22 protein-coding genes and 1 pseudogene are annotated in these 25,010 nt (G+C 70.0%); 14 read left to right on the top strand and 9 right to left on the bottom strand.

Features of this window, described 5'->3' with window-relative positions; genetic code table 11:
- Window positions 1–5: 5 nt before the first annotated feature.
- The 5 genes from ACH4TV_RS12585 to ACH4TV_RS12565 form a co-directional block, all read right to left on the bottom strand.
- Complete coding sequence (locus tag ACH4TV_RS12585; protein WP_398397121.1) at window positions 6–971, bottom strand: sugar kinase; 966 nt, start codon at window positions 969–971, stop codon at window positions 6–8.
- A complete protein-coding gene (locus tag ACH4TV_RS12580) occupies window positions 968–1,603 on the bottom strand; it encodes a bifunctional 4-hydroxy-2-oxoglutarate aldolase/2-dehydro-3-deoxy-phosphogluconate aldolase (protein ID WP_398397119.1) in 636 nt (211 codons plus the stop codon). The genes ACH4TV_RS12585 and ACH4TV_RS12580 overlap by 4 nt, the downstream gene beginning before the upstream one ends.
- Window positions 1,604–1,652: 49 nt before the next feature.
- On the bottom strand, window positions 1,653–2,798 hold the full coding sequence (dgoD, locus tag ACH4TV_RS12575) for a galactonate dehydratase (RefSeq protein ID WP_398397117.1): 1,146 nt from the start codon (window positions 2,796–2,798) through the stop codon (window positions 1,653–1,655).
- A complete protein-coding gene (locus ACH4TV_RS12570) occupies window positions 2,795–3,535 on the bottom strand; it encodes a FadR/GntR family transcriptional regulator (RefSeq protein WP_398397115.1) in 741 nt (246 codons plus the stop codon). The genes dgoD and ACH4TV_RS12570 overlap by 4 nt, the downstream gene beginning before the upstream one ends.
- Window positions 3,536–3,605: 70 nt before the next feature.
- Window positions 3,606–4,349, bottom strand: coding sequence for an SDR family NAD(P)-dependent oxidoreductase (locus ACH4TV_RS12565; protein ID WP_398397113.1), 744 nt, complete (start codon window positions 4,347–4,349; stop codon window positions 3,606–3,608).
- Between the two features lie 168 nt (window positions 4,350–4,517).
- Between ACH4TV_RS12565 and ACH4TV_RS12560 the strand changes: the two genes are divergently transcribed.
- The 4 genes and pseudogenes from ACH4TV_RS12560 to ACH4TV_RS12545 all read left to right on the top strand — a co-directional run.
- Window positions 4,518–5,867 (top strand): ABC transporter substrate-binding protein, encoded by a 1,350-nt coding sequence (locus tag ACH4TV_RS12560; RefSeq protein ID WP_398397111.1) that lies wholly within the window; start codon window positions 4,518–4,520, stop codon window positions 5,865–5,867.
- Window positions 5,868–5,931: 64 nt separating this feature from the next.
- Entirely contained in the window at window positions 5,932–6,837 is a 906-nt protein-coding gene (locus ACH4TV_RS12555; protein WP_398397109.1) for a carbohydrate ABC transporter permease, read from the top strand.
- The gene (locus tag ACH4TV_RS12550; protein WP_398397107.1) at window positions 6,834–7,766 is read left to right on the top strand and encodes a carbohydrate ABC transporter permease; all 933 of its coding nucleotides are present in this window, start codon (window positions 6,834–6,836) and stop codon (window positions 7,764–7,766) included. Before ACH4TV_RS12555 ends, ACH4TV_RS12550 begins: the two co-directional genes overlap by 4 nt.
- A 34-nt stretch (window positions 7,767–7,800) precedes the next feature.
- Window positions 7,801–7,961 (top strand): annotated as a pseudogene (locus ACH4TV_RS12545) (beta-galactosidase); the annotation flags it as partial.
- A 122-nt stretch (window positions 7,962–8,083) separates the two neighbouring features.
- On the opposite strand, the gene ACH4TV_RS12540 reads toward ACH4TV_RS12545, so the two are convergent.
- Entirely contained in the window at window positions 8,084–10,120 is a 2,037-nt protein-coding gene (locus tag ACH4TV_RS12540) for a glycoside hydrolase family 2 protein (protein WP_398397105.1), read from the bottom strand.
- 76 nt (window positions 10,121–10,196) lie between these two features.
- Here ACH4TV_RS12540 and ACH4TV_RS12535 point away from each other — a divergent pair, with 76 nt between their 5' ends.
- From ACH4TV_RS12535 to ACH4TV_RS12510, 6 genes are all read left to right on the top strand, one after another.
- On the top strand, window positions 10,197–11,462 hold the full coding sequence (locus tag ACH4TV_RS12535; RefSeq protein WP_398397103.1) for a cellulase-like family protein: 1,266 nt from the start codon (window positions 10,197–10,199) through the stop codon (window positions 11,460–11,462).
- A gap of 380 nt (window positions 11,463–11,842) precedes the next feature.
- Window positions 11,843–12,679: a hypothetical protein gene (locus ACH4TV_RS12530; RefSeq protein ID WP_398397101.1), complete on the top strand. Its 837-nt coding sequence runs from the start codon at window positions 11,843–11,845 to the stop codon at window positions 12,677–12,679.
- 5 nt (window positions 12,680–12,684) lie between these two features.
- Window positions 12,685–13,380 carry a DedA family protein gene (locus ACH4TV_RS12525; protein ID WP_398397099.1) on the top strand — a complete coding sequence of 232 codons (696 nt, stop codon included), beginning with the start codon at window positions 12,685–12,687 and terminating at the stop codon, window positions 13,378–13,380.
- 3 nt (window positions 13,381–13,383) lie between these two features.
- Window positions 13,384–15,483, top strand: coding sequence for a PEP/pyruvate-binding domain-containing protein (locus ACH4TV_RS12520; RefSeq protein ID WP_398397097.1), 2,100 nt, complete (start codon window positions 13,384–13,386; stop codon window positions 15,481–15,483).
- Window positions 15,480–16,397: a hypothetical protein gene (locus tag ACH4TV_RS12515; protein WP_398397096.1), complete on the top strand. Its 918-nt coding sequence runs from the start codon at window positions 15,480–15,482 to the stop codon at window positions 16,395–16,397. Before ACH4TV_RS12520 ends, ACH4TV_RS12515 begins: the two co-directional genes overlap by 4 nt.
- 94 nt (window positions 16,398–16,491) lie before the next feature.
- Window positions 16,492–17,244, top strand: a complete 753-nt coding sequence (locus ACH4TV_RS12510; protein ID WP_398397094.1) for an SDR family NAD(P)-dependent oxidoreductase — start codon at window positions 16,492–16,494, stop codon at window positions 17,242–17,244.
- Here the strand turns inward: ACH4TV_RS12510 and ACH4TV_RS12505 are convergent.
- Both ACH4TV_RS12505 and ACH4TV_RS12500 read right to left on the bottom strand, forming a co-directional pair.
- Entirely contained in the window at window positions 17,181–18,068 is an 888-nt protein-coding gene (locus ACH4TV_RS12505; protein WP_398397092.1) for a LysR family transcriptional regulator, read from the bottom strand. The two genes, ACH4TV_RS12510 and ACH4TV_RS12505, sit on opposite strands and share 64 nt — an antisense overlap.
- 97 nt (window positions 18,069–18,165) lie before the next feature.
- On the bottom strand, window positions 18,166–18,885 hold the full coding sequence (locus ACH4TV_RS12500; RefSeq protein WP_398397089.1) for a TetR/AcrR family transcriptional regulator: 720 nt from the start codon (window positions 18,883–18,885) through the stop codon (window positions 18,166–18,168).
- 164 nt (window positions 18,886–19,049) lie between these two features.
- Here ACH4TV_RS12500 and ACH4TV_RS12495 point away from each other — a divergent pair, with 164 nt between their 5' ends.
- On the top strand, window positions 19,050–19,724 hold the full coding sequence (locus tag ACH4TV_RS12495; RefSeq protein WP_398397087.1) for an SDR family NAD(P)-dependent oxidoreductase: 675 nt from the start codon (window positions 19,050–19,052) through the stop codon (window positions 19,722–19,724).
- 424 nt (window positions 19,725–20,148) lie between these two features.
- Here the strand turns inward: ACH4TV_RS12495 and ACH4TV_RS12490 are convergent, their stop codons facing one another.
- The gene (locus ACH4TV_RS12490; protein WP_398397085.1) at window positions 20,149–20,769 is read right to left on the bottom strand and encodes a TetR/AcrR family transcriptional regulator; all 621 of its coding nucleotides are present in this window, start codon (window positions 20,767–20,769) and stop codon (window positions 20,149–20,151) included.
- 105 nt (window positions 20,770–20,874) lie between these two features.
- Here ACH4TV_RS12490 and ACH4TV_RS12485 point away from each other — a divergent pair, with 105 nt between their 5' ends.
- The 3 genes from ACH4TV_RS12485 (at window position 20,875) to ACH4TV_RS12475 (ending at window position 24,549) form a co-directional block, all read left to right on the top strand.
- On the top strand, window positions 20,875–22,356 hold the full coding sequence (locus ACH4TV_RS12485; RefSeq protein WP_398397083.1) for an aldehyde dehydrogenase: 1,482 nt from the start codon (window positions 20,875–20,877) through the stop codon (window positions 22,354–22,356).
- Window positions 22,357–22,698: 342 nt separating this feature from the next.
- Window positions 22,699–23,616, top strand: a complete 918-nt coding sequence (locus ACH4TV_RS12480) for an NADP-dependent oxidoreductase (RefSeq protein ID WP_398397081.1) — start codon at window positions 22,699–22,701, stop codon at window positions 23,614–23,616.
- Window positions 23,617–24,180: 564 nt separating this feature from the next.
- Entirely contained in the window at window positions 24,181–24,549 is a 369-nt protein-coding gene (locus ACH4TV_RS12475) for a DUF805 domain-containing protein (RefSeq protein WP_398397079.1), read from the top strand.
- Window positions 24,550–25,010 lie beyond the last annotated feature (461 nt).

The raw sequence follows: 25,010 nt of genomic DNA, 5'->3' as shown, positions 1-25,010 counted from the left end.
CCTGGTCAGCGAATGGTCGTACCGTCGGGCTCGTCGAGCAGGCCGAGTTCGCCCCGCGTCGGCAGGCCCTCCCAGTCGCCCCGGGTCGCGACGGCGAAGGCCGCGGTGGTGACGGCCCGGTGCAGCCGGGCCGGGATGTCCGCGCCGTCGAGGACGCCGGACAGGTAGCCGGCCACGAAGGCGTCGCCCGCGCCGACCAGATCGACGGCGTCCACCTGTCGCGCCGCGCGGTCGGTCGCCCCGTCGGCGGTGAAGCTGGTCGCGCCGCGTGCGCCGCGCTTGACGACCACCTCGGCGACACCTGCGGCCAGGATGCTCTTCACGGCCTCGGATTCGTCCGCGCCGGATCGTTCCAGCACCAGCGGCAGCTCGTCCTCGGAGGCTATGAGCAGGTCGGTGTGGGCCAGCAGTGGCCGGAGAGCTGTGCGGGCGCGGTCGGTGGACCACAGCCGGGTGCGGTAGTTGACGTCGAGGCACACGGTGATGCCGGCCTCGCGGGCTGCCCTGGCGGCGGCGAGGGTGGCCTCGGCCGCCGACGGACTCAGCGCCGGTGTGATGCCGGTCAGGTGCAGGATGCGGGATCCGGAGGCCAGCGCGGGCAGGACGTCGGCCGGTGAGACGGCCGAACCGGCGGAACCGGCGCGGTAGTAGCTGACGCGGGTGAGCGTGCCCAGGCGGGGTTCGGTCAGCAGCAGCCCTGTCGGGCGGCCGGAGTCGTCGGTGACCGCGTACGTGGTGTCGACGCCCTCGGCGCGCAGTGTGCGCAGTACCAGCGCGCCGAGTTCGTCCGCACCGACCCGGCCCGCCCAGCGCACCCGGTGCCCGAGCCGGGCGAGACCGATGGCGACGTTGGACTCGGCTCCCGCCACCGACAGCCCGAGGTTGCCGCCGAGCCGCAGCGCGCCCTGGGCCCGCAGCGCCGCCATGGTCTCGCCGAAGGTCACGACCTCGGGTGGATCCAGGGCCGTCACGGCGTCTCCCCCGCCACTACCTTGCGGAACTCGGCCGCGCGGGTGCGGAGTTGGTCCAGGTCGCCGCCGTCGGCCGCGTCCCCGACGAGGGGTGAGCCGACGCCGACGGCGATGGCGCCCCGGTCCAGGTAGTCGCGGGCGGCCTGCGCGTCGACTCCGCCGACGGGCACGAAGGGCACCTCGGGGAACGGGTCGCGCAGGGCCTTCAGATAGCCGGGGCCGCCGAAGGAGCCGGGGAAGAGTTTGATTCCGGCGGCGCCCCGGGCGAGGGCGGCTTCGATCTCGCTCGGCGTCAGGGCGCCCATCAGCACGGGTACGCCGTACTGTTCCAGTCCGTCGACCAGGGCCGGGGTGACGAGGTACGACGCACCGGCGTCGACAGCACGGGCGGCGTCCGCGGCCGAGCGCACGGTACCGGCGCCGAGGAGGGCGTCGGGGCCCAGTTCGCTGCGGGCCTGACGTATGACGGTCAGGGCGTCGGCGGTGGTGAGCGACACCTCGATGGCGGCGATGCCCTCCTCGGCGAGGGTGCGTACGGTGCGCAGTGCCGCGGCGGGGTCCTTGCCTCGGACGATCGCCAACAGGCGGTGGGCTCGGAGCGATTCCACCAGGTTCGATTCCGCCAGGTTCATGGGAGCGGGCTCTCCTTGTGCGTGGGGTGCGGGGCGGCCTGACGGTCGGTCACCACTCGGTGAACGCCCCGTCGGCTCCCCGCCATACGGGGTTGCGCCAGCGGTGTCCGGTCTCGGCGGCGTGGCGTACCGCCTTCTCGTCGATCTCGACGCCAAGGCCAGGGCGGGGGCTTGCGACGGCGTAGCCGTTCTGGAACCGGAAGGGCTCGGGATCCATCACGTACTCCAGCAGGTCGGACCCCTGGTTGTAGTGGATGCCCATGCTCTGTTCCTGGATGAGGAAGTTCGGTACGGAGAAGGCGATCTGGAGGCTCGCGGCCAGGGCGATCGGGCCGAGGGGGCAGTGGGGGGCCATGGTGACGTCGTACGTCTCGGCCATGGCCGCGATACGGCGGACCTCGGAGATGCCGCCGGCGTGCGACAGGTCGGGCTGGGCGACGGCGATGCCGCTGGCGAGGACGTCGCGGAAGTCCCAGCGGGAGTAGAGGCGTTCGCCGGTGGCGAGGGGAACGCTCGTGGACTCCACCAGGCTGCGCAGGTTGGCGGAGTGTTCCGGCGCGACAGGTTCCTCGACGAACAGCGGGTGCAGCGGCTCCAGTTGGGGCAGGAGGCGGCGTGACATGGCGGTGGAGGCGCGGCCGTGGAAGTCGACGGCGATGTCCCGTTCGTCGCCCAGCACCTCGCGGACGGCGGCGACGCGTGCGACGACCTCGGCGGTGCGGGCCGGGGTGTCGATCGGGGCGAGTTCGGCCGAGCCGTTCATCTTCACGGCGGTGAAACCCGCCTTCATCTGCTCCTCGGCCAGCTCCGCGACCTCGCTGGGGCGGTCCCCGCCGATCCAGGCGTACATCCGGACGCGGTCGCGAACCGGGCCGCCGAGGAGGCGGTGCACCGGGACGCCGTAGGTCTTGCCGGCGATGTCCCAGAGGGCCTGGTCGATGCCGGCGACGGCGCTGGAGAGGATGGGCCCGCCACGGTAGAAACCACCCTTGGTGAGCACCTGCCAGTGGTCCTCGATGCGCAGCGGGTCCCGGCCGACGAGGTAGTCCGCGAGTTCGTGGACGGCGGCGCGTACGGTGTCGGCGCGGCCCTCGACGACGGGTTCGCCCCAGCCGGTGACGCCCTCGTCGGTGGCGACGCGCAGGAACAGCCAGCGCGGAGCCACGAGGAACGTCTCAAGTCCGGTTATCTTCAAGGAAGTTCCTTCGGCAGCGTGTCGGTCGCGACGTCCTGCTCGGTCCGCGCCCTTACGGCCGCCAGATCGTCGGTGGCCTGTGCCAGGAGGGACTCGACGGCCGCCACGGCCGCGTCCGGGTCGCCCGCTTCGACAGCGTCGACCAGTTCCTGGTGCACGGGGATGGAGTCGGAGAAGTGCTGGGCGCCGTGCACGATCCGGTCGCGGACGCGCAGGCCGGCCTCGATGACGACCTCCATACGGCTGAGCAGTTCGTTGTGGGCGGCGTCCAGCAGCGCGCGGTGGAAGGCCAGGTCCGCCTCGACCATCGCCGCCGCGTCGGTACCCGCCTCCGCCATCGCGGCCAGTGCCTGCCGCATGGCGTCCAGGTCGGCCGGGGTACGGCGGGCCGCGGCGAGCCGGGCGCCGGCGGGTTCGACGATGGCGCGGACCTCGGCGAGGTCCTCCAGGAAGCCGTCGGTCGGCGCGCTGCTGCCCTGCCAGCGCAACAGGTCGCTGTCGAGCAGGTTCCAGTCGGCGCGGGGCCGGATGGTCGTACCGCGTTTCTGCCGTGACTCCAGCAGCCCCTTGGACGCGAGGACGCGCATGGCCTCGCGGACCACGGTCTTGCTGACGCCCAGTTCTGTTTCGAAGTTGGTCGGGTCCACCACGGAGCCCGGGGGGTAGTCGCCGCGGATGATGCGTCGGCCCAGTTCCTCAACTGCCTGGCCGTGCAGCCCCCTACCGGGATGGATCACCGTGTTCTCCGTTTCCGTTCCGGTCCTGTTCGCCGAGACCGCGCACGGCCCGTCGCGGGGTGCGTGCCTCTCACGAGGACTCCTTCATGACACTCCATCCTCCATCAACGACCAGGCTCGCCCCGGTCACATAGGAGGCGTCCGCCGATGCCAGGAAGGCGACAGCCGCGGCCACCTCCTCCGGCTGCCCGAAGCGCCTCGCGGCCGTGGCGGCCACACTGCGTGCCCGGTCGGCCTCCGGGATGCCGTCCCAGGCGGCGGTGAGGATGGGCCCGGGCAGCACGGTGTTGACCCGGATGTCCGGCCCGTACTCGACGGCCAGTTGCCGGCCCAGTGAGCACAGCGCGCCCTTCGCGGCGGCGTAGGCGGCGTGGCCGGGCAGGCCCATGACCGCGTGCACCGAGGAGGTGAGGACGACGGAGCCCGACGCCTCGCGCAGCATGGCCGCGAAGGTCTTCATCCCGCGCCAGGCCGGCTTGAGCAGCACAGCCATCTGACCGTCCCACTCGGCCTCGCTCAACTCGTGGGCGGGCTTGTTGACCTGGGCGAAGGCGTTGCTGTGCAGCACGTCCAGCCGTCCGTGGTGCTGCTCGACGTGGCGGGCCAGGTGCTCCCAGTCGGCAGCCGAGGTGACATCGCAGCGTACGTACTCCGCGCGGCCCCCCTGGCCGGTGATGGCGGCCGCGACCTCCTTGCCCGCGGTGTCGTCCACGTCCGTGACGACCACCAGGGCCCCCTCGGCCGCGAGTCGGTGAGCGGTGGCCGCGCCGATCCCGTGGGCGGCGCCGGTGATCACCGCCACGCGCCCGCTCATCCTGCGGCATTCCGTCATCGCGTGTGTCTCCCCTCGTGGCTGTCTACGCACCCACCATAGCTGTTTCAATTAATTATGAATATATCTTGACGGGGTGGCGACACCGCTCCAAGACTGACCGGCATGCACCAGGCACCCCCAGTACGAAGCCAGGAAGGACCTCCTCCCATGAGCCGCCGCACCACACACCTCCGCAGAAGCCGGGGCGCACTCGCAGTGACCCTTGCCGCCGCCTCCCTGCTCATCTCCGCCTGCGGGGGTTCGACAGGTTCGAAGGACCCCGCGGTCCAGGCACCTGTCAAGCCCGGCCAGAAGGTCGACCTGCGCTTCTGGTCATGGGTTCCCGGTGTCGACAAGGCTGTCGACAAGTGGAACGCCACCCACCCGGACATCCAGGTCAAACTGGAGAAGATCCCGGCGGGCAGCAGCGGCGGCTACGCCAAGATGCGCGCCGCACTCAAGAGCGGCAACGCGCCCGACCTGGCACAGGTGGAATACCAGGAGATCCCCTCGTTCCTGCTGGACAACGGCCTGGTGAACCTGTCCCAGTACGGCGCGGACAAGGCCCGGCCGAAGTTCGTGGACTGGCAGTGGCAGCAGGGAGTCTTCGACAAGGCTGTCTACGCGATCCCCCAGGCGTCCGGTCCGATGGGCCTGTTCTACCGCGCCGACCTGTTCAAGAAGTGGGGCATCACACCGCCCGCCACCTGGGACGAGTTCGCCCAGGCCGCGCAGAAGATCCACGATGCCGACCCGAAGGCGTACATCAGCACTTTCCCCGCCGGCAACTCCGCCTGGTTCACCGCGCTCGCATGGCAGGCCGGCGCCAAGTGGTTCGGCGTGAACGGCGACACCTGGACGGTGAACATCGACTCCCCGCAGACCCTCAAGGTCGCCGCCTTCTGGGACGACCTGCGCAGCAAGAAAGTGATCAAGACCGAACCCGACTTCGCCAACGGCTGGTACAAGGACCTGCAGACCGGCGGCATCACCTCGTGGGTCAGCGCCCAGTGGGGCGACGCCATCATCAGCGGAAACGCTCCTCGGACCACCGGCAAATGGGCGGTCGCGCCCATGCCGCAGTGGACAAAGGGCGCGAACGTGTCCGCGAACTGGGGAGGATCCTCCACGGCTGTCCTCAAGGGCGCCAAGCACATCCCCGAGGCCCTGAAGTTCGCCGAATGGCTCAACACCGACCCCGCGAGCGTCGACCTGCTGCTGCAGGGCGGATACGGCTGGCCCGCGGCGGCCGACGGGTACAAGGGCTCCTCCCTGGACAAGCCGTCACCGTTCTACGGAGGCCAGAAGTACAACGAGGTCTTCGCAGAGGCGGACAAGAGCATCGACAACTCATGGAAGTGGATACCGACGATCGACGCCACCTACCAGCACCTCAACGACGGCTTCCAGGCCGCCCTGGCCGGCAAGGGCACGTTCGTCTCCGCGGTCAAGCAGGCGCAGAAGCAGACCGTCGAGGACCTGAAGGGGAAGGGTCTGAAGGTTTCCACCGGCCAGTGACCACCTCCGGAGGGCGCGACACGGCCGCTGCCGTTCTCCCCTCCGGACTCCAGAAAGAACCCTGATGCCCACCCGAGCGCCCCGCCGCCGCAGAAATCTGGCGCCCGTCGTCTTCGTCGCGCCGTTCCTCCTGCTGTTCCTGCTGACCTTCGCCCTCCCCATCGGCTACGCCGTCTACCAGAGCGTCATGGACGTCGAGCACACCGGAGCCCTGGGGCTCGGCGGCAGCCGTACCGTCTTCGTAGCGCTGCGCAACTACTCCGACGCGCTGTCCGATCAGGCCTTTGTGCGCAGCATCGGTCGCGTGCTGGTGTTCGCGGCCGTCCAGGTGCCGGTGATGGTCGCGTTGTCCGCCGGGCTCGCGCTGCTGCTGGACAGCGCCTCGGCCAGAGGCGTGCGGTTCTTCCGCGCCGCCTTCTTCCTGCCCTACGGCGTGCCGGGCGTCATCGCGTCCATCCTGTGGGGCTTCCTGTACGTACCGGGAGTCAGCCCTCTTGTGGACGGCATGCGCCATCTGGGGGTGTCGGTCGACCTGCTGGGCGGAAACACGGTCCTGTGGTCCATCGCGAACATCGTCACGTGGCAGTTCGCCGGCTACAACGTGCTGGTTCTCGTCGCCCAGTTGCGCACCATCCCCGCGGAGCTGTACGAGGCCGCCCGCATCGACGGCGCCAGTGCGTGGATGACGGTCCGGCACGTCAAACTGCCGCTGCTGCGCCCGGCGCTGATCCTCACCACGGTCTTCACCATCATCGGCACGCTGCAGCTGTTCGCAGAACCGCTGGTGCTCAAGCCCGTCTCATCGAGTATCGACAGCGCCTACACCCCCAATCTCAGCGCCTACAACGAGGCGTTCACCAACAACAACTACCACCTCGCCGCTGCCGAGGCAGTGCTGCTCGCCCTCGCCGCGTTCGTGCTCTCCTTCGGTTTTCTGCGGCTGATCAACAAGAGAGGTGGGGACGCGTGAGTCTCCAGACACCGGCCCGCACAGTCCCGCCGAGGGGGGAGAAGCCGGCCTCCGACGACGGCGGTACGAGGCCGCGCGGCGGCATCACCGGGATCACCACTCGCAGTCGCATCCTGGTCACCGGCCTGCTGGTGGCGGCCGCCGGGTACTTCCTGCTCCCGGTGTACTGGCTGGTCGTGGCGTCCACCAAGTCCACCGGCGACCTGTTCGGCAGCTTCGGGTTGTGGTTCTCCCATCCCCAGTTCCTGAGCAACCTGCACCAGGTGGTCACCTACGACGATGCGATCTATCTGCGCTGGGCCGCCAACAGCGTGCTGTACGCAGGCGTCGGCGCGGGCGTGGCGACGCTTCTGGCCGCGATGTCCGGCTACGCGCTGGCCAAGTTCTCCTTCACCGGCCGCGACACGATCTTCAACATCGTGCTGGGTGGCGTCCTGATCCCTGCCACGGCGCTGGCGCTGCCCATGTACCTGCTGTTCAGCGAGGCAGGCCTGGCCAACACCTACTGGGCCGTACTGCTGCCGAGCTTCGTCAGCCCCTTCGGTGTGTACCTGTGCCGGATCTACGCCGCGGCATCCATACCGGACGAGCTGTTGGAGGCGGCCCGCATCGACGGCGCGGGAGAGATCCGCATCTTCAGGGTGGTTGCTCTGCGCATCATGACCCCCGCCCTGGTGACGATCTTCCTCTTCCAGTTCGTCGGCATCTGGAACAACTACTTCCTGCCGCTGGTCATGCTCTCCGACTCCAAGCTGTACCCCATCACCCTCGGCCTGACGTCGTGGCAGTCCTTCGCCGACCGCCAACCGCAGCTCTATCAGCTGACCGTTGGGGGCGCCTTCGTCTCCGTCGTCCCGCTGATGATCGCCATGGTCGCCCTGCAGCGCTTCTGGCGCAGCGGTCTGACCGAGGGCAGCGTCAAGGGCTGAGCCGCCAGGGGCTTCCAGGTGGTCGGGCGACTGCCGCCAGTCCCGGGGCGGCGCCGAGAAGTACCACTCGGCGATGCTCCCGCACGGCGGCACCGACATCCCCGCACCGTCCGCGAAGTACGCGAACTGGGCCGCGAGTTGGCCTCCGTGCCGCAGATCGCCGGCACCCGTTCCGCTGCCGAGGTCGCCCTCGTGCTGAGGAGGAAACCAGGCTCTCCGAGCCGATGACCGACGCCCTGACCCAGGGCGAGGTACTCGCCGCCAACACAAGGGGGAGGGGCAGATCGCCCCTCCCCTTCGGTATCACCTGCCTGGCATCACCTGCCCGCGGGCATGACCGCCTTCCGGAACACGTCGTAGACGAGCTTGGGCCGTTCCTCCTCGAAGGTGAGCAGACCCATGACGGAAATGCCGTTGTAGGCCTGGTTGTACCCGGCCCGCTGCTTGTAGTCCTTGAGGACCCAGTAGGTGAACCCGGCGACGAAGTCGCTGCGCGCGGTCACCTGGTCCCAGTGGGCGGTGAAGCTCGCCGCCTGCCATTCCTCCGTGCCCTGCGTGGTGTCGGGGCCGTGGGTGCCTGCCTCGGACCAGGTGCCGTTCTCGGTGATCAGGATCGGCTTGTCGGGGTACCTCGCGTGGACCGTGTCCAGCGTGGGGCCGAGGTCGGCGTCCTTGCCGTAGAAGTAGCCGAAGTACTCGTTGAATCCGATGACGTCGGCGAGGTCGAAGGCGGGGTCGTTGCTGGTGTTGGAGGCCCAGGTGACGGGGCGGGCGGTGAGGTCGACCGCCTTCACGGCCGCCTTGAGGTCGGCGAGCCAGGCGCGGTAGACCGGGGCGCCGGCGGCGTCGATCTCCGACTCGTTCTGGAGGCACCAGAGGATCACCGAGGGGTGGTTGTGCTGGTTCCACGCCATGGTCAGGGCAAGGGCGCGGGCGAGGCCGTAGCGCTCGGTCTGGAGCTTCTCCTGGGCGGTGTTGAGCCACATCGTGTCGATGTCGTCCATCACCAGTACGCCGTGCTCGTCCGCCCAGTCGTAGACGTACGGGTGGCGGTTGTAGACGCAGTTGCGGATGAGGTTGGCGCCCACCGCCTTCACATGACCCAGTTCCCGGTCGTACTCGGCCGGCGTCATCGCCCTGCCGTGCGCGGCGGTCTCCTCGTGCCAGTTGAGCCCCTTGAGGAACAGCGGCTTGTTGTTCAGCTTCAACTGGGCGTCGGCGATGGTCAGTTCGCGCACGCCGTAGCGGGTGGACAGCGTGTCCACCCGTGGGCCCGCGTGCCTCCCGGCGGCCAGGGTGGCGCGGGCGGTAAGCGTGTGCGGCGAGGCGGGACTCCAGCGCGGGGCCTTGGGTATCGGGACCGAGACGCGTACGACGCCTACCGACCGGGCCGCGATCCGGGCGGCGACCACGACGGGCCGGCCACCGCTCCCCCGGCCGGGATCCAGGGTGAGGCGGCCGTCGAAGTCGGTGGCGCCGTGGTTCTCGACGACCGCGCGTGCCTCAAGGCGCCCATCCGCGCCGACGGCGAGCAGTTTGGCCACGGTGACTTGCGGGACCGCCTCGATCCAGGCCGACCGGGTCAGGCCCGCGTAGGGCCAGTAGTCGACGGGTTTGTACGGCAGTTCGTGGTCGTCCGTGACCGGCTGGGGCGGCGAGGCCGTGTAGTCGGTGTAGCTGGCCTTGCGGAAGACGCGGACGGCGATCGTCTGACGCGTTCCCGGCCTCAGCGCCCCCGCAACCGGAAGTGCGAAGGGGGAGTTGGCGCCCTCGTGCTTGCCGAGATGCCTGCCGTCGAGCCAGACCTCGGCGCTGTACCCGGCGGCGAGGAACGCGATGCGTACGTGCCGGGCACGCCAGGACGCGGGTACGTCGACGGTGGTGCGGTACCAGGCATAGCCGTCGTTGAACGCGGTGCCCTGGGCGAAGGGGCCGTCCTCCGAGCCGAATCCGGGGGTGTCCAGCAGGTCCCAGGCGGACGGGACGTCGATGCGGCCCCACGTCCGGTCGTCGTGGTGCGCGGACTGCCAGCCCTCGCCGAGGCCCTGACCGGCCGGGTCGAAGCGGAAGCGCCACTTCCTGTCGAGGGACAGGTAGTCGCGGGTGGGCTCATGGGTGCGCCAGCCGTCGAAGGCGGGGAGGACCGCGCCGTACTGGAAGACGACGTTGGTGCCGCCGACGTCACGCACATGGGTGCCGGAGGGCTCGGTGGCCGGATGGGTGTCGAGCACCGGGCCTGCCGTGGCGGTCGCCGCGTGCGCGGTCTCGGGCCAGGCGGGCAGAGCGACGACGACGGCGGCGGCGCTGAGTGCCGTCACGACGGTACGCCGGGACGGACGGATGGATTCGGTCATGGCACATGAGCCTGAGCAGTCCCGCCACCCCTGTCAAGCATTATTCATAAATAATGAATTGAGCTAGCGTGCTCCCATGACCACACAGCAGCAGACAATGGCCATCACCCTGTGGGACTTCAGCTGGTACACACAGGCAGGCCCCGGCGAGGCGTTCGCCGACCTGGACCGCGCGTTCGCCGAGACGGTCGAGCGGGGCTTCAACACCGTGCGCATCTGCGCGATGCCTTTCCTCCTGTTCTCCGGGCGCGTCGACGAGCCGGACTCGCTCCAAGTCCGAGGCCTGGGTGAGCAGTTCGGGCAGCGCACCCGCTGGTACAACGTGCGCGGCGGCTATCCGCTGGACGGCCGCCGACGCCTCGTCGAGCTGTTCGAGGCGGCCGCCCGCCACGACTGCAAGGTGATCGTGTCGTCCTGGGAGTACCAGCAGTCCCCCAGCTTCGCCGACACCGACGCCTGGCACCGCGCCCTGGCCGCGGTCCCCGGCCCGGACCGCGCCGAGGCGGTGGCCGAGGGGCTGGCGGGACTGCTGGACTTCCTCGCCGAGCGGGGTCTGACCGACAGCGTCGCCTACGTCGAGGTGCACAACGAGGTCGACAACTGCGACCTGGTGCCGGCCGACGGCACCCCCGGCCACTACGCCCGGCTGCGTGGCCCTCTCGAACGCGCGGTGAAGCTGCTGCAGGCGCGCCACCCCGACATCCCCGTCACCTACTCGCTGGGTGAGCCCTGGCCCGACGAGCTCGACGACCTGCCGGAGCAGGCCCAGATCGCGCACTTCCACTTCTACGTCTACGGCGTGCTCGGCGCGCTGTACGAGGCGGTGGGACTCGGCCACGGCACCGAGGCGGCGCCCGAGACGGCCGCCTGGCCCACCCCCGAACTGGCCTCCATGCTGCGCCCCGACGCGCCCGCCTTCGCCGACTACCAGCCGGACGAGCCCTGGCGGCTGGCCGCCACGGGGATCCCGCGCGAACTGTTCTACGCACACGACTGGGTGGACCCCGACCGCTGGGACCTGTGGCTCTACGAGAACTACGCGACGCACCGGGACGCCATGCGGGAGACGCTGGCCGGGTGGGTCGACTCCGTCGCCGAGTTCGCCCGGCGCCGCGGTGTCCCCGCCGTCCTCGGTGAAGGCGTCGTGGGATACACCCCGCTCCTGACACGCTTCGAGGAGGACGCCGTCGGCAAGGACCTCGCCGAGTTCGTCGTCGACCGCTGCCTCGCGGCGGGATTCCAGGGCGTCGTCCTGACCTCCAACGCAGCCCCGCACCACCCCATGTGGCACACCGACCGGGACTGGATGCGACGGGTCAACGCCCGTGTCACCGGGGGCTGAACACGCCCCCGCGGGGACGCGGACGTCCACGCCGGCGCCTGGACGGGACGGGGTTGCGTCCAGGCGCCGAGGGCCTCGGCGAGGCGCACGTTCGCCGCCCCTCCCAGCCGCGTGACACACGTCACACTCGGTGCGAGAAATAAATGGACCGACCTTCCCACTTCTCCTGATCAACGAGAAGGAACAGTCGACGCGCTCCCGGATGACGCGCCCCCGACTGGTCAGGAGGCTGCCGTGATCCAGTCCGTATCGCTTCGGGATGACGCTTCCCCACAGCCGAGCGCGGCGAGGAAGAAGACCGAACGACGCGTCATGCCGCTGTGGGAAGCGGCCAGGACGCAGCGCCCGAGGAGCTTGGCGCACGACGCCGGAGGGGCCCGGTGAGTTGCGTCGCCGCCTGCGGTCTCCGCAGCCGCGGCTCCCGGCGCGCGCCGGTTCTCGGCCCGACCACGCCGAAGGCGGCGCACGTCCGGCGGAACATGCGGCGCGCGTCGGCGGGCCTGGCGGCGACGCTGCTCGTGTATTCCGGCCTCCTCGCCGTGTCCGTCCGCGAGGAGGGGTCCTTCGCCGAGGTCGGCTGGACGTCGTCCGCCGCCGACCGTCTCCGCCCCTACGGGACCGAAGCAGCGGAACAAGGAGCGGCGTTCGTCCACGCTGTGGCACAGCCACTGACCTGGATCCTCGCCCTCGCCCCGTTGCCCCTGGCGGTGCTGAGTCTGCTCTGGCTGGCCCGACGGGAACAGCGGGTCTACATGCGTCTCGCCATCGCGTTGTGGTTGTCAGGCACGGCCGGTCTGGGCATCTTCGCCGTCGCGCGGGGATGGCCGGTGCACGAGACGTCCCTGCTCGGTGACTACCTGGCGCTGCCCGGTGTACGGGCGGGTTGGTACGTGCTGATGGTGCCGGCGGTGAGCGCCGCCACCTCGAAGATCTGGCCGCGGGTAGCTGTACTGCTGACCGCGCTGCTCGCGGCGGTCGCGGCGGCGTCGACCGGGGGCAGCGCCTGGCTCGCTGCGCTGCCGGCCGTGGTCGTACCTCTTCTGGCGTGGTGTACCGCAGGACACCTCCCGCACGAGAAGGAGAAGCAGGCCCACGGGAGCGCGAACGCCTTGGCCGCCGGGGATTCGCGGGAACGGGTGCTGCCGTTGCGGACACGCACCCGGACGCCGGAGCCGACGAACACCCCGGAACCCGCCCCGCTGCGACGAGCGGGCTGACGGCCATGGACATCGGTGCCCTGATCGAGGCGGCCGGATGGTGGACGTACATCGTCGTGTTCGCCGTGACGGCCGGCGAGACCGGCGCCTTCATCGGTGTGCTGCTGCCCGGCGAGACCGTCATCCTCCTCGCGTCCGCGATCGCGGGCCGAGGCGATCTCGACCCTGTGCTCCTCGCAGCCCTCGTCGTGACCGGTGGCATGACCGGCGACAGCCTCGGCTACGCCCTGGGGCGCTGGTACGGGCGACGCCCGAACTCCCGGCTGACCCAGCGAATACGGCCCGGCAGCCGGATCGGGCAGGCCCAGGACTTCCTGACGCGTCACGGCGGGGCGTCGGTCGTGGCGGGCCGGTTCATCGGATTCGTACGGACCTTCCTGCCCTTCGCCGCCGGGGCGTCCGGCATGCCGTACCGCCGGTTCTTCCTCTTCAGCACGGTGGCCTCGCTGATCTGGGGCATCGGCAACGTGCTTCTGGGCTACTTCGCCGGCGCCGCCGCCACCGACTTCCTGCACGAGGCCGGACTGATCGGCGCGACGGTGCTCGCCGCCGTGGCTGTGGCACTGCTCGGTCTCGTGTGGCTGCTCAGGCGTCGCCGCGCCGGTGCGCGGGCGCCGTCGGCCGCAGTAGCCTCCGCCGCCGCCCTTCGGCTCCGTGAACAGGAGCCGATCCACCTCATCACCTCTTCGAAGGAGCAGTGACCCATGGGATTCGAGGGTGCGGAACTGGCGGTCGTACCGCTGGACGCCGAACAAGCCGAGGACGCGGCCGCCACCGGCGCGAAGGCCGCCAATCTGGCCCGTGCTGCCGTGGCGGGGCTGCCCGTGCTGCCGGGGTTCGTCCTGGTGCCCGCCGGCCGGGCGCCCTGGGCGGCCACCGGGGAGGACGCGGTGCGTTCCGCCTGGCGGGCGCTGGCCGGCCCGGAGGAGCGGGCGTTGGTCGTACGTTCCTCCTCCGCGCACGAGGACACCGAGGACTCCTCGATGGCGGGGCGGTTCGAGTCGGTGCTGGATGTGCGGGGCTGGGAGGAGTTCACCATCGCCGTGCAGATCGTCCTCGACTCCGCCGGGAGGGTACGACCGCTGCGCCCACCGGAGGACATCCCGGACGGTGACGGAATGGCGGTGCTGGTGCAGCCGATGCTCCAATCCGCCGTCGGGGGCGTGATGTTCGGCGCCGACCCGGTCGAGGGCCGCACCGACCGGATCCTCGTCAGCGCGGTGCCCGGCGGACCGCACCAACTCGTCGACGGCAGCACCCAGGGCGTGCGCTATCAACTGACCCGCCTCGCCCGCCTGGTGCGCACCGAGCCGGCCGAAGCACGCGGCCACCGGCTCCTGTCCCACCGGCGGCGGGTGAGGCTGGTGGACCTGGCCAAGAAGACCGAGCGGGCGTTCGACAGACCCCAGGACATGGAGTTCGGCTTCGACGCCGACGGAAAGCTGTGGCTGTTCCAGGCCCGGCCCATCACCGCGATGGCGACTCGACCGCCGCATGGTGCACGCCTGTTGGGCCCTGGTCCGGTCGCCGAGACCCTGCCCGGGGTGCTCCAGCCGCTGGAGGAGGACCTGTGGGTGGCTCCGATGTCCCACGGCCTCACCCTCGCCCTCGACATCGCCGGCGCCGCGTCCCGGCGTCAGCTGCGCAAGCTGCCTGTGGTGACCACCGTGGGCGGACGGGCTGCCGCCGATCTGCGGCTGCTGGGCGCCATCCCGTCTACGCACCCGGTCCTGGACTTCGTCAACCCGGCACCGGGGGCCCGCCGGGCGGGCGCGGCCTGGCGGATCGGGCGGCTGCGTTCGGCGCTGCCGCTGCTGGCCGTCGACCTGATGGCGGACGTGGACCGGCAGCTGGCCGACTTCCCTGCGCCCGGGGAGATGCTCAGCGGTCAGCTGCTGGACGCCGTCGCGTGGGGCCGGCACGTCCTGTCGTCCCTGCACGCCCAGGAGTCCCTGGCCGGCGCGCTGCTCGGCACGGGCAGCGGCGCCACCGCGGCGGGCGAAGCGCTCGCGGAACTGACGGAGGGCCGCAGGCGGGGCCTGAGCGACGATCAGCTCCTGGAACGTCACCCTGTTCTGCTGGCCCTGCTGCCGCCCACCCTCGGCGACCGCCCTCCGCTGCCCGCACAGACCGGGTGGACGACAGCGCCGCGGGGCGTGGGCGCCTTGCCCGTACGGGAAGGACTACGGCTGCGCATCCGCTGGGTGCAGGAGATGCAGGCGCAGATGGTGCGGGAACTCGCGCAACGCGTCGACGCCGGTGAGTGCGGGTTCGGGTCCTCCCGACTGGTGCTGCTGCGCTGGGGGGAACTGGTCGACGCGGCGGACGGCAAGGGGTTGCCGGCCGATCTCGACGAGCGCCTGCCCCGGGAGGACACCGGTGTGCTGCCCACCGCGTTCCGCCTGGCGGACGGCCGTCCCGTGGCCCAACTCCCGCCCGGACACCGGGCCTCGGGCGAGGGCCAGGGTGCCGGCGGCGGCTTCGGCGCGGGTACGGCGTGGGACGGCCACGGCGACCGTCCCGACCACCCCGTCCTCGTGGTCCGTTCCCTGGACCCGGCCCTGGCACCGCTGCTGCCGGGCTTGGCCGGGCTCGTCGCGGAAACCGGCAGCGCCCTGTCCCACCTCGCCGTGCTGGCCCGCGAATACCGGGTGCCCACCGCGGTGGGCGTACCAGGGGCGGTCGACCGCTTCCCCGCCGGCACGCCGCTGACCGTGGACGGCGGAACAGGAGAGGTGAGCGCCGACGACAGCACCGGCGCGGCACCGCAGTCCACATCGATCCGTGAGGAGTCGGCGGCATGAAGACCATCAGACTGATCGGCTACACCTTCGGCGGCCTGTCGGCCGTCTACGCCGGCTACTACACCGTGCTCTACCTGACCCGCTGGGAATGGCAGCGGGCCCTGATCTCCGCCGCCCTGCTCATCGTCATCGAGGTCTTCCTCGCCACCGTCGTGCTGCTCACCCGCCTGAGCCGGCTGGAGGACCGGCTGGAGCGTTCCGACGCCCGCGTCGAGGAGGTGCGCAAGCGTCTCGAACAGACCCGTGACCCGGTACCGAACCACTTCAACTGGCTGGCCGCCGTCGACCGGACGGAACTGAACGGCACACAGCGCACGTTCGTCTTCGTCCCCGTCCTCATGGTGGCCGGCGCGGCCCTGTCCGGGATCGCCCTGGTCATCCAGAAAGTGGCCGGAGCCACCGCACGACCCGGCGCGGAACGCCGCCTGGCCGGACGCCTGGCGGCCCTGACCGCCCCGCCGCTCACCGCGACCGCTCCCCTGGAGAGCCTCCCGGCCGTACCGCCGGCCCGCACCGGCCGCAAGGCACTCGCCGTCGCGGTGGCCGTCGGCGGCCTGCTCCTGGTACCCCTGCTGTGGTCCGCCCTGGCGGACGCGACCCAGACCCGGGCCGAAAAGGCGCCGGACGCGGCGAGCACGACCATGGTCTTCCGCGTCCAGACCCATGGCGACCAGAGCGCCCCGGCTGTCCAGCTCGCCGCGACCGACCTGTGGGAGACCTGCCGCCGCTCCACCGCCGCCCGAAACGACAACGCCACCCTGAACCGCATGGACGACGGCATCTACACCGGCGTCATCCGCCCCGCCCTGACATCGCACGACGTGCTGCGGCTGCGCGGCTGCCTCCAGGACGCCAACACCCACCGCACCAGCGCCGTCGTCCTGGGCGAAGGACAGGACGAACACCGGAGCTGAACACCACGACCACGCACAACCGATACCGGCCGGGTACCGCTGCGATACCGAAACCGTCATTGTTCCCGCAGGTCAGTGGTGTTGGACTCAGGGCATGAACAGGCTCAGTAACAAGGTCGCTGTCATCACCGGCGGCAGCTCAGGTATCGGACTCGCCACGGCGCAGCGATTCATCGAAGAGGGCGCGGTGGTCTACATGACCGGCCGCAAGCAGCAGGAGCTGGAAGCCGCTGCGGCGAAGGTGGGCGCGATCGCCGTCCAGGGCGACGCGTCGAACCCCGCGGACCTCGACCGGCTGTACGACACCGTGCGTGGCGACGGCCACCGGATCGACGTGCTGGTCGCGAACGTCGGGACCGCCGAAGTCGCGAAGCTCGAAGACGTCACCGACGAGCACTTCGACAAGACCTTCGACATCAACGTCAAAGGCACGCTGAAGACCGTCCAGAAGGCCCTTCCGCTGCTCAACGACGGGGCGTCGATCGTGCTGGTCGGCTCGGTGTCGGGAAGCACCTCGGCGCCGGGGTTCAGCGTCTACGGCGCGTCGAAGGCCGCGGTCCGCTCGTTCGCCCGGGGATGGGCAGCCGAGCTCAAGGGGCGGAAGATCCGGGTCAACACGCTGGCACCGGGCACCACGGACACTCCCGGCATCGGGAAGGGGGCCGATGACGACACCAGGCGCGAGTTCATGGCGAACTTCGCGTCTCAGGTCCCGTTGAGCCGGTGGGGGCGGCCGGAGGAGCAGGCCGACGCGATCCTGTTCCTGGCGTCGGACGAGAGCACCTACATCACTGGCTTCGAGTTGGTCGTCGACGGTGGCGCCACCCAGCTGGGCGTCTTCGGCTGAGAGGGCCACATCCCGGCCGCCACGCTCTGGGCGGTACGCACGAACGCGTCGCGCGTCGCGGCCGGGACGTCCTGCCGCCAGGTAAGGATCACCCGTGTCGGTGGCGAGTCGGCAACGGGAACGGCCACGACGGCGGATCCGATCCGGTCGGTCGCGCTCGCCCCCAACGTCACGATCAGTTCGCCCATCGCGACCTGCTCGATGATCTCGTCGAGCGCGATCTCCCGCGCGTCCTTTGGCCACAGCGGCCGGAAAAGCTCGTCCTGCATGGCATCGGCAACCGAAACAGCCCGTTTCGCCGCGAGGGAATGGTCCAGCGGCAGCAGCGCGACCGTCGGCGCCTCGGCGAGCTCGGAGAATTCCAGTCCGTCAAGAGGGACGTGGCCGCACATCAACGCGATGTCCGCCGCGCCGTTTCGCACCAGATCGACCTGGTCCCGGCTGAACACGACCTCGACCTCGGCCGCACCGGGCAGGCGACGATAAGCGCACACCACCCTGGCCAGCAGCCCGGACCCGGTGCCCTGTCGCGCGGCCACCACCAGCCGGTGCGAGCGGCCGCCGCGTTGGGCGCGGGACACCGCGACGTCCACCGCGGTCAACGCTTTCCGGCTTTCGGCCAGGAACTCCGCGCCTGCCTCCGTGAGAAGAACCCGACGACTGGTACGCGTGAGCAATTGAACGCCCATCCGGCGTTCCAGTCTGCCGATCGCCCTGGACAACGGCGGCTGCGCGATCCCGAGCCGTTCCGCGGCCCGCCCGAAGTGCAGTTCCTCGGCGACCGCGACGAAGTACTCGAGCTCGCGTGTTTCCGGCCGTTCCATTGCTGCAAGCCACCCATCAGTTGCCCGAGCCCAAGTGGGATGCTCGTTCCACTTGATACTACTTCAATCGGAACGCCTCAACCCTGCGCACCCCAAGTCAGTTGCTCCCCTCAACCGCATCCGCCTCTGACTCCGACTCCGGCGCCGCAACAACCGCCGGACCGGCGCGGAGCATGGCCCTGTAGAGGGCGTCATGCTCGGGCGAGGCGGGCAGCGGGCCACGGGCAGGCGTCTCGAACGACTGGACCAGCAGGGCGACGACGCGCCGCCAGGCGTCGGGGGCGGCGTCGCCGGTGGCGTTGACGACACCGGCGTTGGCCATGTGCAGCAGCACCAGGTCCGAGGAGTCGAAGTCCTCGCGCAGCCGGCCGGCCGCCTTGGCCCGGCCGATGAGTTCGACCATGCCCTCGTAGGCCTCGTTACGGCGCCGCTCCAGGGCCTTCGCAGCGGGGAAGGTCGTGGTCAGGACATCGGCGAAGCCGCTGTCGGCGGCCTGCATCGCGCAGGCGGTCTCGATGTAGCCGACGAAACCGTGCCAGGGATCGGGGTCGTCCAGGGCAACGGCGACCGCATCGGCGTAGGCGTCCATACGGTCGAAGAAGACGGCGTCGACCAGCTCCTCCTTGGCGGGGAAGCGACGGAACATGGTGGCGATTCCCACCCCCGCCTCGCGGGCCACGGAGGCCATCGAGGCACCCAGGCCATCACGTGCGAAAACCTTGCGCGCGGCAGCGATGATCCGCTCACGGTTGCGCTCGGCGTCGCTGCGCAGGGGCTGGGCGGCGGGGCCGTCGGGATGCTGGGCGCCAGAGGTCATACCGGGGAGTCTAGCAACCGGATTACCTTATCCACTTTTGGTGGTACGGTGGCGACAGCGGACCGGAAGGACCTATCCGGATCTTGATATGGATAGGCCTATCCGAATGTCTGCTTCTTTTGACCAGCATTTTCGACCAGCCTTCAGGCAGGAAAGGGATCGCTGTGACCAGCATCGCCATCATCGGAGCCGGCCCCCAGCTGGGTCTGGCCATCGCCCGCACCTTCGGCTCCCAGGGCTTGGACGTCGCCCTGATCTCCCGCAACCGCGACAAGCTCGACGATCTCGTCGGCAAGCTCACCGCCGAGGGCATCACCGCCGCCGCCTTCCCCGCGGACGTCCTCGACCGCGGCGCCCTCACCCAGTCCCTCAAGGACGCCGCCGCGAAGTTCGGCAGCGTCGACGTCCTGGAGTACTCCCCGGTCGCGGGCTTCGCCACCGCGCTGGCCACCCCGGTCGCGGCCGAACCGGCTGACGTACAGCACGAGATCGAGTTCCAGTTGTACGGTGCCATCGCCGCCACCAAGGCGGTGCTGCCCGCGATGCGGGAGGCCGGCGCGGGCACGCTCCTCTTCACCACCGGCGCGGGCTCCATCGATCCCGTGCCGCAGGTCGGCAACGTCAACGCGGCAGCCGCCGCGCTGCGCAACTGGGCGATCAACCTGCACAAGGAGCTGGACGGCACCGGCGTCCAGGCCGCCCACATCGGCATCGACGTGTCGATCGGCACACCGGCCGTCCCCGGTTTCCCGACCGCCCAGCCCGAGGAGATCTCCCCCGTCTACTGGGAGTTGCACACCACCAAGCGCGACCAGGCCGAACTCGTCTTCAGTCTCTGAGACCGCGCCAGGGCCTTGCCCTCGTCCATCAGAGCCGGATCGCGCCACCGCGCTTCCCATTGCGGCGGCGCGATCCGGACGAGGGTTCCCGCCGAGCTCGCGGCTCCCGACGTCATCCAGGCCACCGAGTCCCGCAAGCAGCTCAGCTCCCGCCGTGGGTGAGCGGCGTATTCGCCGACTTCCATGAGCTACACGCCAATCGCCCCGTGCCCAGGAGGCGCTCACGCGCCCGGAGCGTGGTGATGCCCGCTACCGATTCGTTCTCGACCGCATGGACCTGGGCTGACGCGAGAACCCGGCCTCGGCTCGGTACCGACTGATCCGCTCCGAGCACTCGAGGGCGTTTCCGGTTCACGACGCACAACGGGCGTGCGCGGCAGGCGGGGCCGGCCGGAGCCCGATCGCCGCTTGGGGTTCGTCGTCCTCAGCGTGGGGGATCGACGGCGTGTGCTCGCAGAGTGAGGAAGATCGCGTCGAGTGCGTCGAGGAGCGGCTCTTCGGTACGGGTCGTCTTGGTCATCAGCAGGCCGCCCTGCAGGATTGCGAGGATCGAGCGGCCGAGCCGCTGAGGGTCGGTGCCGGCCCGGAGCAGGCCCGCGGCGATCATGCGCTCGGCCCCGGCCTGGAACAGGCGCTGCCATTCGGCCCACACGTTCTCGACCGACGCGGCGACCTGGTCGTGGCTGCCGACGAGCTCATTGACCATCGAACCGATGGGGCAGCCCCAGCAGGGCTGCTCACTATAGAAGGCCGCGATCGCCTGGCTCCATTTCTGCCACGACTCCCAGGAGTCGAGTTCGTCCAGGTAGGGCCGTTGCGCGTCGAACACCCGCGCCCCCTGCCACTGCGACAGCGCGCTGACGAGGTCGGGCTTCCCTTCGGGGAAGTAGTGGAAGAGCTGGCTCCTGCTCGTCCTTGTCGCGGCCCGGATGTCCTCGAGTGTCGTCGCGTTGACGCCCCGTTCCAGGACGAGCTCCGCGGCGGCTTCCACGATGCGGGCGCGGGTGGCCAGTCCCTTGCGCGTGAGGCCCTCTGGAGTGCTCATGCACCCAGCCTACCGTTCTGGACGGAATCATCTGTTATTTTGGATGCAGACGTACAATTTACTGGATGAAAAAGTCCAAACTGCTGCTACCTACAGGAGTTCTCCATGGCACTGCAGAGTCATCCGGCCCCCGTGGTCGAGCGGGACCTGTTCATCGACAACGAGTGGCGCCCGAGCTCGGACGGCCGCTCGGAGTCGCTGATCAACCCGGCGACGGAAGAGCCCTTCGGCAGGGTCGCACTGGCTGCCAGTGCCGACGTGGATGCCGCCGTGCAGGCCGCACGGACGGCGTTCGACGAGGGGCCGTGGCCCCAGCTGTCCTTGAAGGAGCGAGCCGACTACATGCTCGCGCTCGCCGACGAGATCGAGCAGCACACGGACGCCATCGCCGAGTTGGTGATGGCCGAGACCGGGCTGGCCATCGGCGCCGCACGCGGAAACCCGCAGGCCTTCGCCGGCCTGCTGCGCTACTACGCGAGCCTTTCCGACTCCACCGAACTCCAGGAGGTCCGCACCGGCCTGTCCGGCGTCACCGCGCGCATAGAGAAGCGGCCCGTCGGTGTCGTGGCCGCGATCGTGCCGTGGAACGCGCCGCTCGGCCTTGCCGCCTTCAAGATTCCCGCGGCCCTCCTGGCCGGCTGCACGATCATCATGAAGCCGTCCGACTTCTCCCCCCTGAGCGCCGGCTACATCGCGGACGCGGCACTCAAGGTCGGACTGCCGGCCGGCGTGATCAACGTCCTGACCGCCGGTCCCGAGCAGAGCCAGGAGCTCGTCAGCCACCCGGGCGTGGACAAGGTGACGTTCACCGGATCGACGGGCGTCGGGCGCAAGATCGCCGCTGCCGCGGCGCCCACGCTCAAGCAGGTCACGCTCGAACTCGGCGGCAAGTCACCGGCGTTGATCCTGCCGGACGCGGACCTCGACCGGGTCGTCGCCACGCTGCCGGTCAATGTCTGCAACAACAACGGCGCGGCCTGCATGGTCCCGAGCCGGCTGATCGTTCCGGAAAGCCGCAAGGACCAGATCGTCGGGGCGCTGGCCGAAGCGTTCGCAGGGGTCACGGTCGGCGATCCGCACGACCCGGACACGATGGTCGGCCCGATGATCAACAAGGCGCACTACGACAAGGTCCTCGGCTTCTTCGAGACGGCCCGACAGGAAGGCGGGACAATCGCCGTCGGCGGTGGCCGCGCGCCCGGGTTCGACAAGGGCTACTACGTCTCACCGACCATCATCACCGACGTGTCGCCCAACTCCCGGGTCGCACAGGAGGAGATCTTCGGCCCGGTGACCACGGTGCTCACCTACCGCGACGAGGCCGAAGCGATCCGGCTGGCCAACCACACCGAGTTCGGACTCAACGCCGCCGTCTACGGCAGCGACGAGCAGCACGCGCTCGAGGTCGCCCGCAAGATCCGCAGCGGCACGGTCTCGATCAACAACGGCCTCACCCTCGATCTCGCGGTGCCGTTCGGCGGCGTCAAGCAGTCGGGATACGGGCGCGAACTCGGCCCCGAAGGCCTCGACGCGTTCTACAACACGCACACGATCTTCCTCGACGGCGAACCGATCCGGACGCTCTAGCGTCATCCGAACGCCCCAGGCCCGACAACACGGAGACGGGCCCCGGCCAACCGCACGCCACCACACCGAAGGCTCCTCAGTCCGGAGGGCCTCCGGCGCGCCCGGCGAGCGTTCGAGAAACCCGAGACGAGTTCCGAACGGCGGCTCGGCCGCCGGGAATTCCTCCACCGCCGCCCTACCGGCAGCAGCCGGACCAGGTCGAGGCGGACCACGATGATCATCGCCGTGACGCCGCCGTGGGCCGCGATGCCCTCGGCCCGGAGGGCCTCCCGACGGCCACGCCCAAGCGGCCGCCCCTTCTCCCAAGCATTGCCCCGACATCGAACAGAACAAGGAGCCATCATGCCCAAGGCATACATCTTCACCGAATACGGCGGTCCAGAGACACAGACCTTCGTCGACCTGCCCAGGCCCGTTCCAGGGCCGGGTCAGCTTCTGGTCGCGGTGCATGCGGCCGGGGTGAACCCGGTCGACTGGAAGCTGCGCGCCGGCTACGTGCGGGAGGTCCTTCCTCTGACGCTGCCGGCGACCCTTGGCACGGAGGTCTCCGGTGTCGTCGAAGAGATCGGCGACGGGGTCGAGGGGTTCGCCATCGGAGACGAGGTCTTCGGGGCCCTGCCGTTTGCCGGCGGCTACGCCGAATACGCGCTGCTGCCGGTCCAGGCCGCAGCACACAAGCCGGCCTCCGTGTCGTTCACCGACGCCGCGACCCTGTCGGTCTCGGCGGCCACCGCCCACCAGGGCATAGGCCTGCTGAACCTCAAGCCCGATGCCACCGTCCTGGTGAACGGGGCGGGTGGCGGTGTCGGCGTTGCCGCCGTACAGATCGCCCGCAACCTGGGCGCCACCGTGATCGGCACCGCCAGTCCGGGTAAGGCGGAGCTCGTCTCCTCCCTCGGAGCCACCCACGTCACCTACGGCGAAGGAGTAGCCGACCGGGTTGCCGCAATCGCCCCGCTCGGCGTGGACGCCATCCTCGACCTGGTCGGCGGCGAAGCCCTGTACGCCGTCGCCCATCTCGCCGCGGACAAGTCCGGGATCATCACCGCTGTGGATCCGACAGCAGCGTCCGAACTCGGCGGCGGCTACTTCCAGGTGGAGCAGAACGGGGAGGCGCTCTCCGCTCTCGCCGAACTGGTCGCATCCGGCGCCCTCGACCCCCACGTCACCAAGGTCGTGCCCCTCGCCGAGGCAGCGACGGCTCTCGCCGCTGTCGAAGCCGGCCACGCCCTGGGCAAGACCGTCCTGAAAGTGCGGTAACGGACAGGGTGTAACCGGCCCGCCGGGTTTCCGCGGCGTCCACAGACTCGTCGTGCCTGGCGAAGGACGTCGCGGAGTCACCCGTCGGCGGACCCCCGCCGGTCGCCCGCCGGTGACGGAGTACCAGCGCCACGAGAAATCCCCGTCGCCGACGCTCGGACGGGTGCGAGAAGGGCGCGTCGTGAACAGCTCTCGCAGCATGGCCGACCGGTAGAGAAACAGGCAGGACTTCACGTTGCCGGAGATCGAGCACCTGGCGGTCCGGCGCCGGCCGCCATCGCGCCAGTCCGCACCGGCGTGGCCGGCGACAGGCTTGCGCCGGCGGCCTCGGGAGCAAGGTGTGCTCGTCGCCTGGTCGTAGCAACGTCGGCTGCGGCACCAGGCATCGAGGGCGAAGCCGGCGTCGGCGCGTGGATCAGTTGCGGCGGAGCTCCAGGACCTCGGTCAAGTGGTAACTCCATCCCCAGTAATCGGAACACCTTATCCACTTTCCGTGTTACGCTACCACGACTAAACGGATCGCCCTATCCGGATCGCTTCCGCGAAAGGACCGCTGTGATCAGAATGTCGTTCACCGATGCTGCACGCACGTGCCTCACCTTCAAGTTCGCCACGCTCTCCGGCCGTGCACGGCGCGCGGAGTACTGGTGGTTCTCGGCGCTGTACATGGGCGCCGCCGCCGTGATCACCCGAGTCAGTTTCGCGATCGAGGTTCCGTTGCTCAGCGTCTTGCTGATGCCGTTCATCGTGCCGATGCTGAGCGTCTCCGTCCGCCGGTTGCACGACACGGGCAAGTCCGGCTGGAGAATGCTCATCGCCCTGATCCCGGCCGTCGGCCCCATCCTCTACCTCGTCGGCATGACAGTGGACAGCACCCCGGGCACCAACCAGTACGGCCCCTCCCCCAAGGCTGTCGGCCAGCCCGTCGGCTGAGCCGGTCACGTGGCTTCGAGGCCGCGCGGACCGTGGACACCGAGCGGCTGCCGCTGCGCCCACCAGAACGACGCGTCGAGCCCCACGGACCTCGACCGGTCGTACGGCACCGTGCACGACAACGGCCGCCGGAACGACGCACTGGTCGCGAACGCCAGGGGCCTCCGAAGCGGCCGGGCTCGAAGACATCGCTGACGAACACATCGACAAGCTCTTCAACAACAACGTCGTGCCGGGCCACAGCGTCTGCGGCGCGGCGAAGACCGCGGTCCACTACGGGCACGCCTACCCGACCAGTGACGACCTCGACGAGATCGAACGGCTGGCCGGAGCCGTACGGTAACGGTCTGTCGGGCGGGGGTGCCCCCCCCCGGGGGGGGCCCCCCCGGGGGGGGGCCATAGCGCGCCCGGGTTTTAACACCGCCGAATGGGAGGACAAAAAAAAAAACGCTAAGGGTTAA

Origin of the sequence: Streptomyces sp. NPDC020898 (genome assembly GCF_044333925.1) — a bacterium.
Lineage (GTDB): Bacteria > Actinomycetota > Actinomycetes > Streptomycetales > Streptomycetaceae > Streptomyces.
Note: the sequence above shows the minus strand (reverse complement) of the source record. Positions and strands in the feature narration are given on the sequence as shown.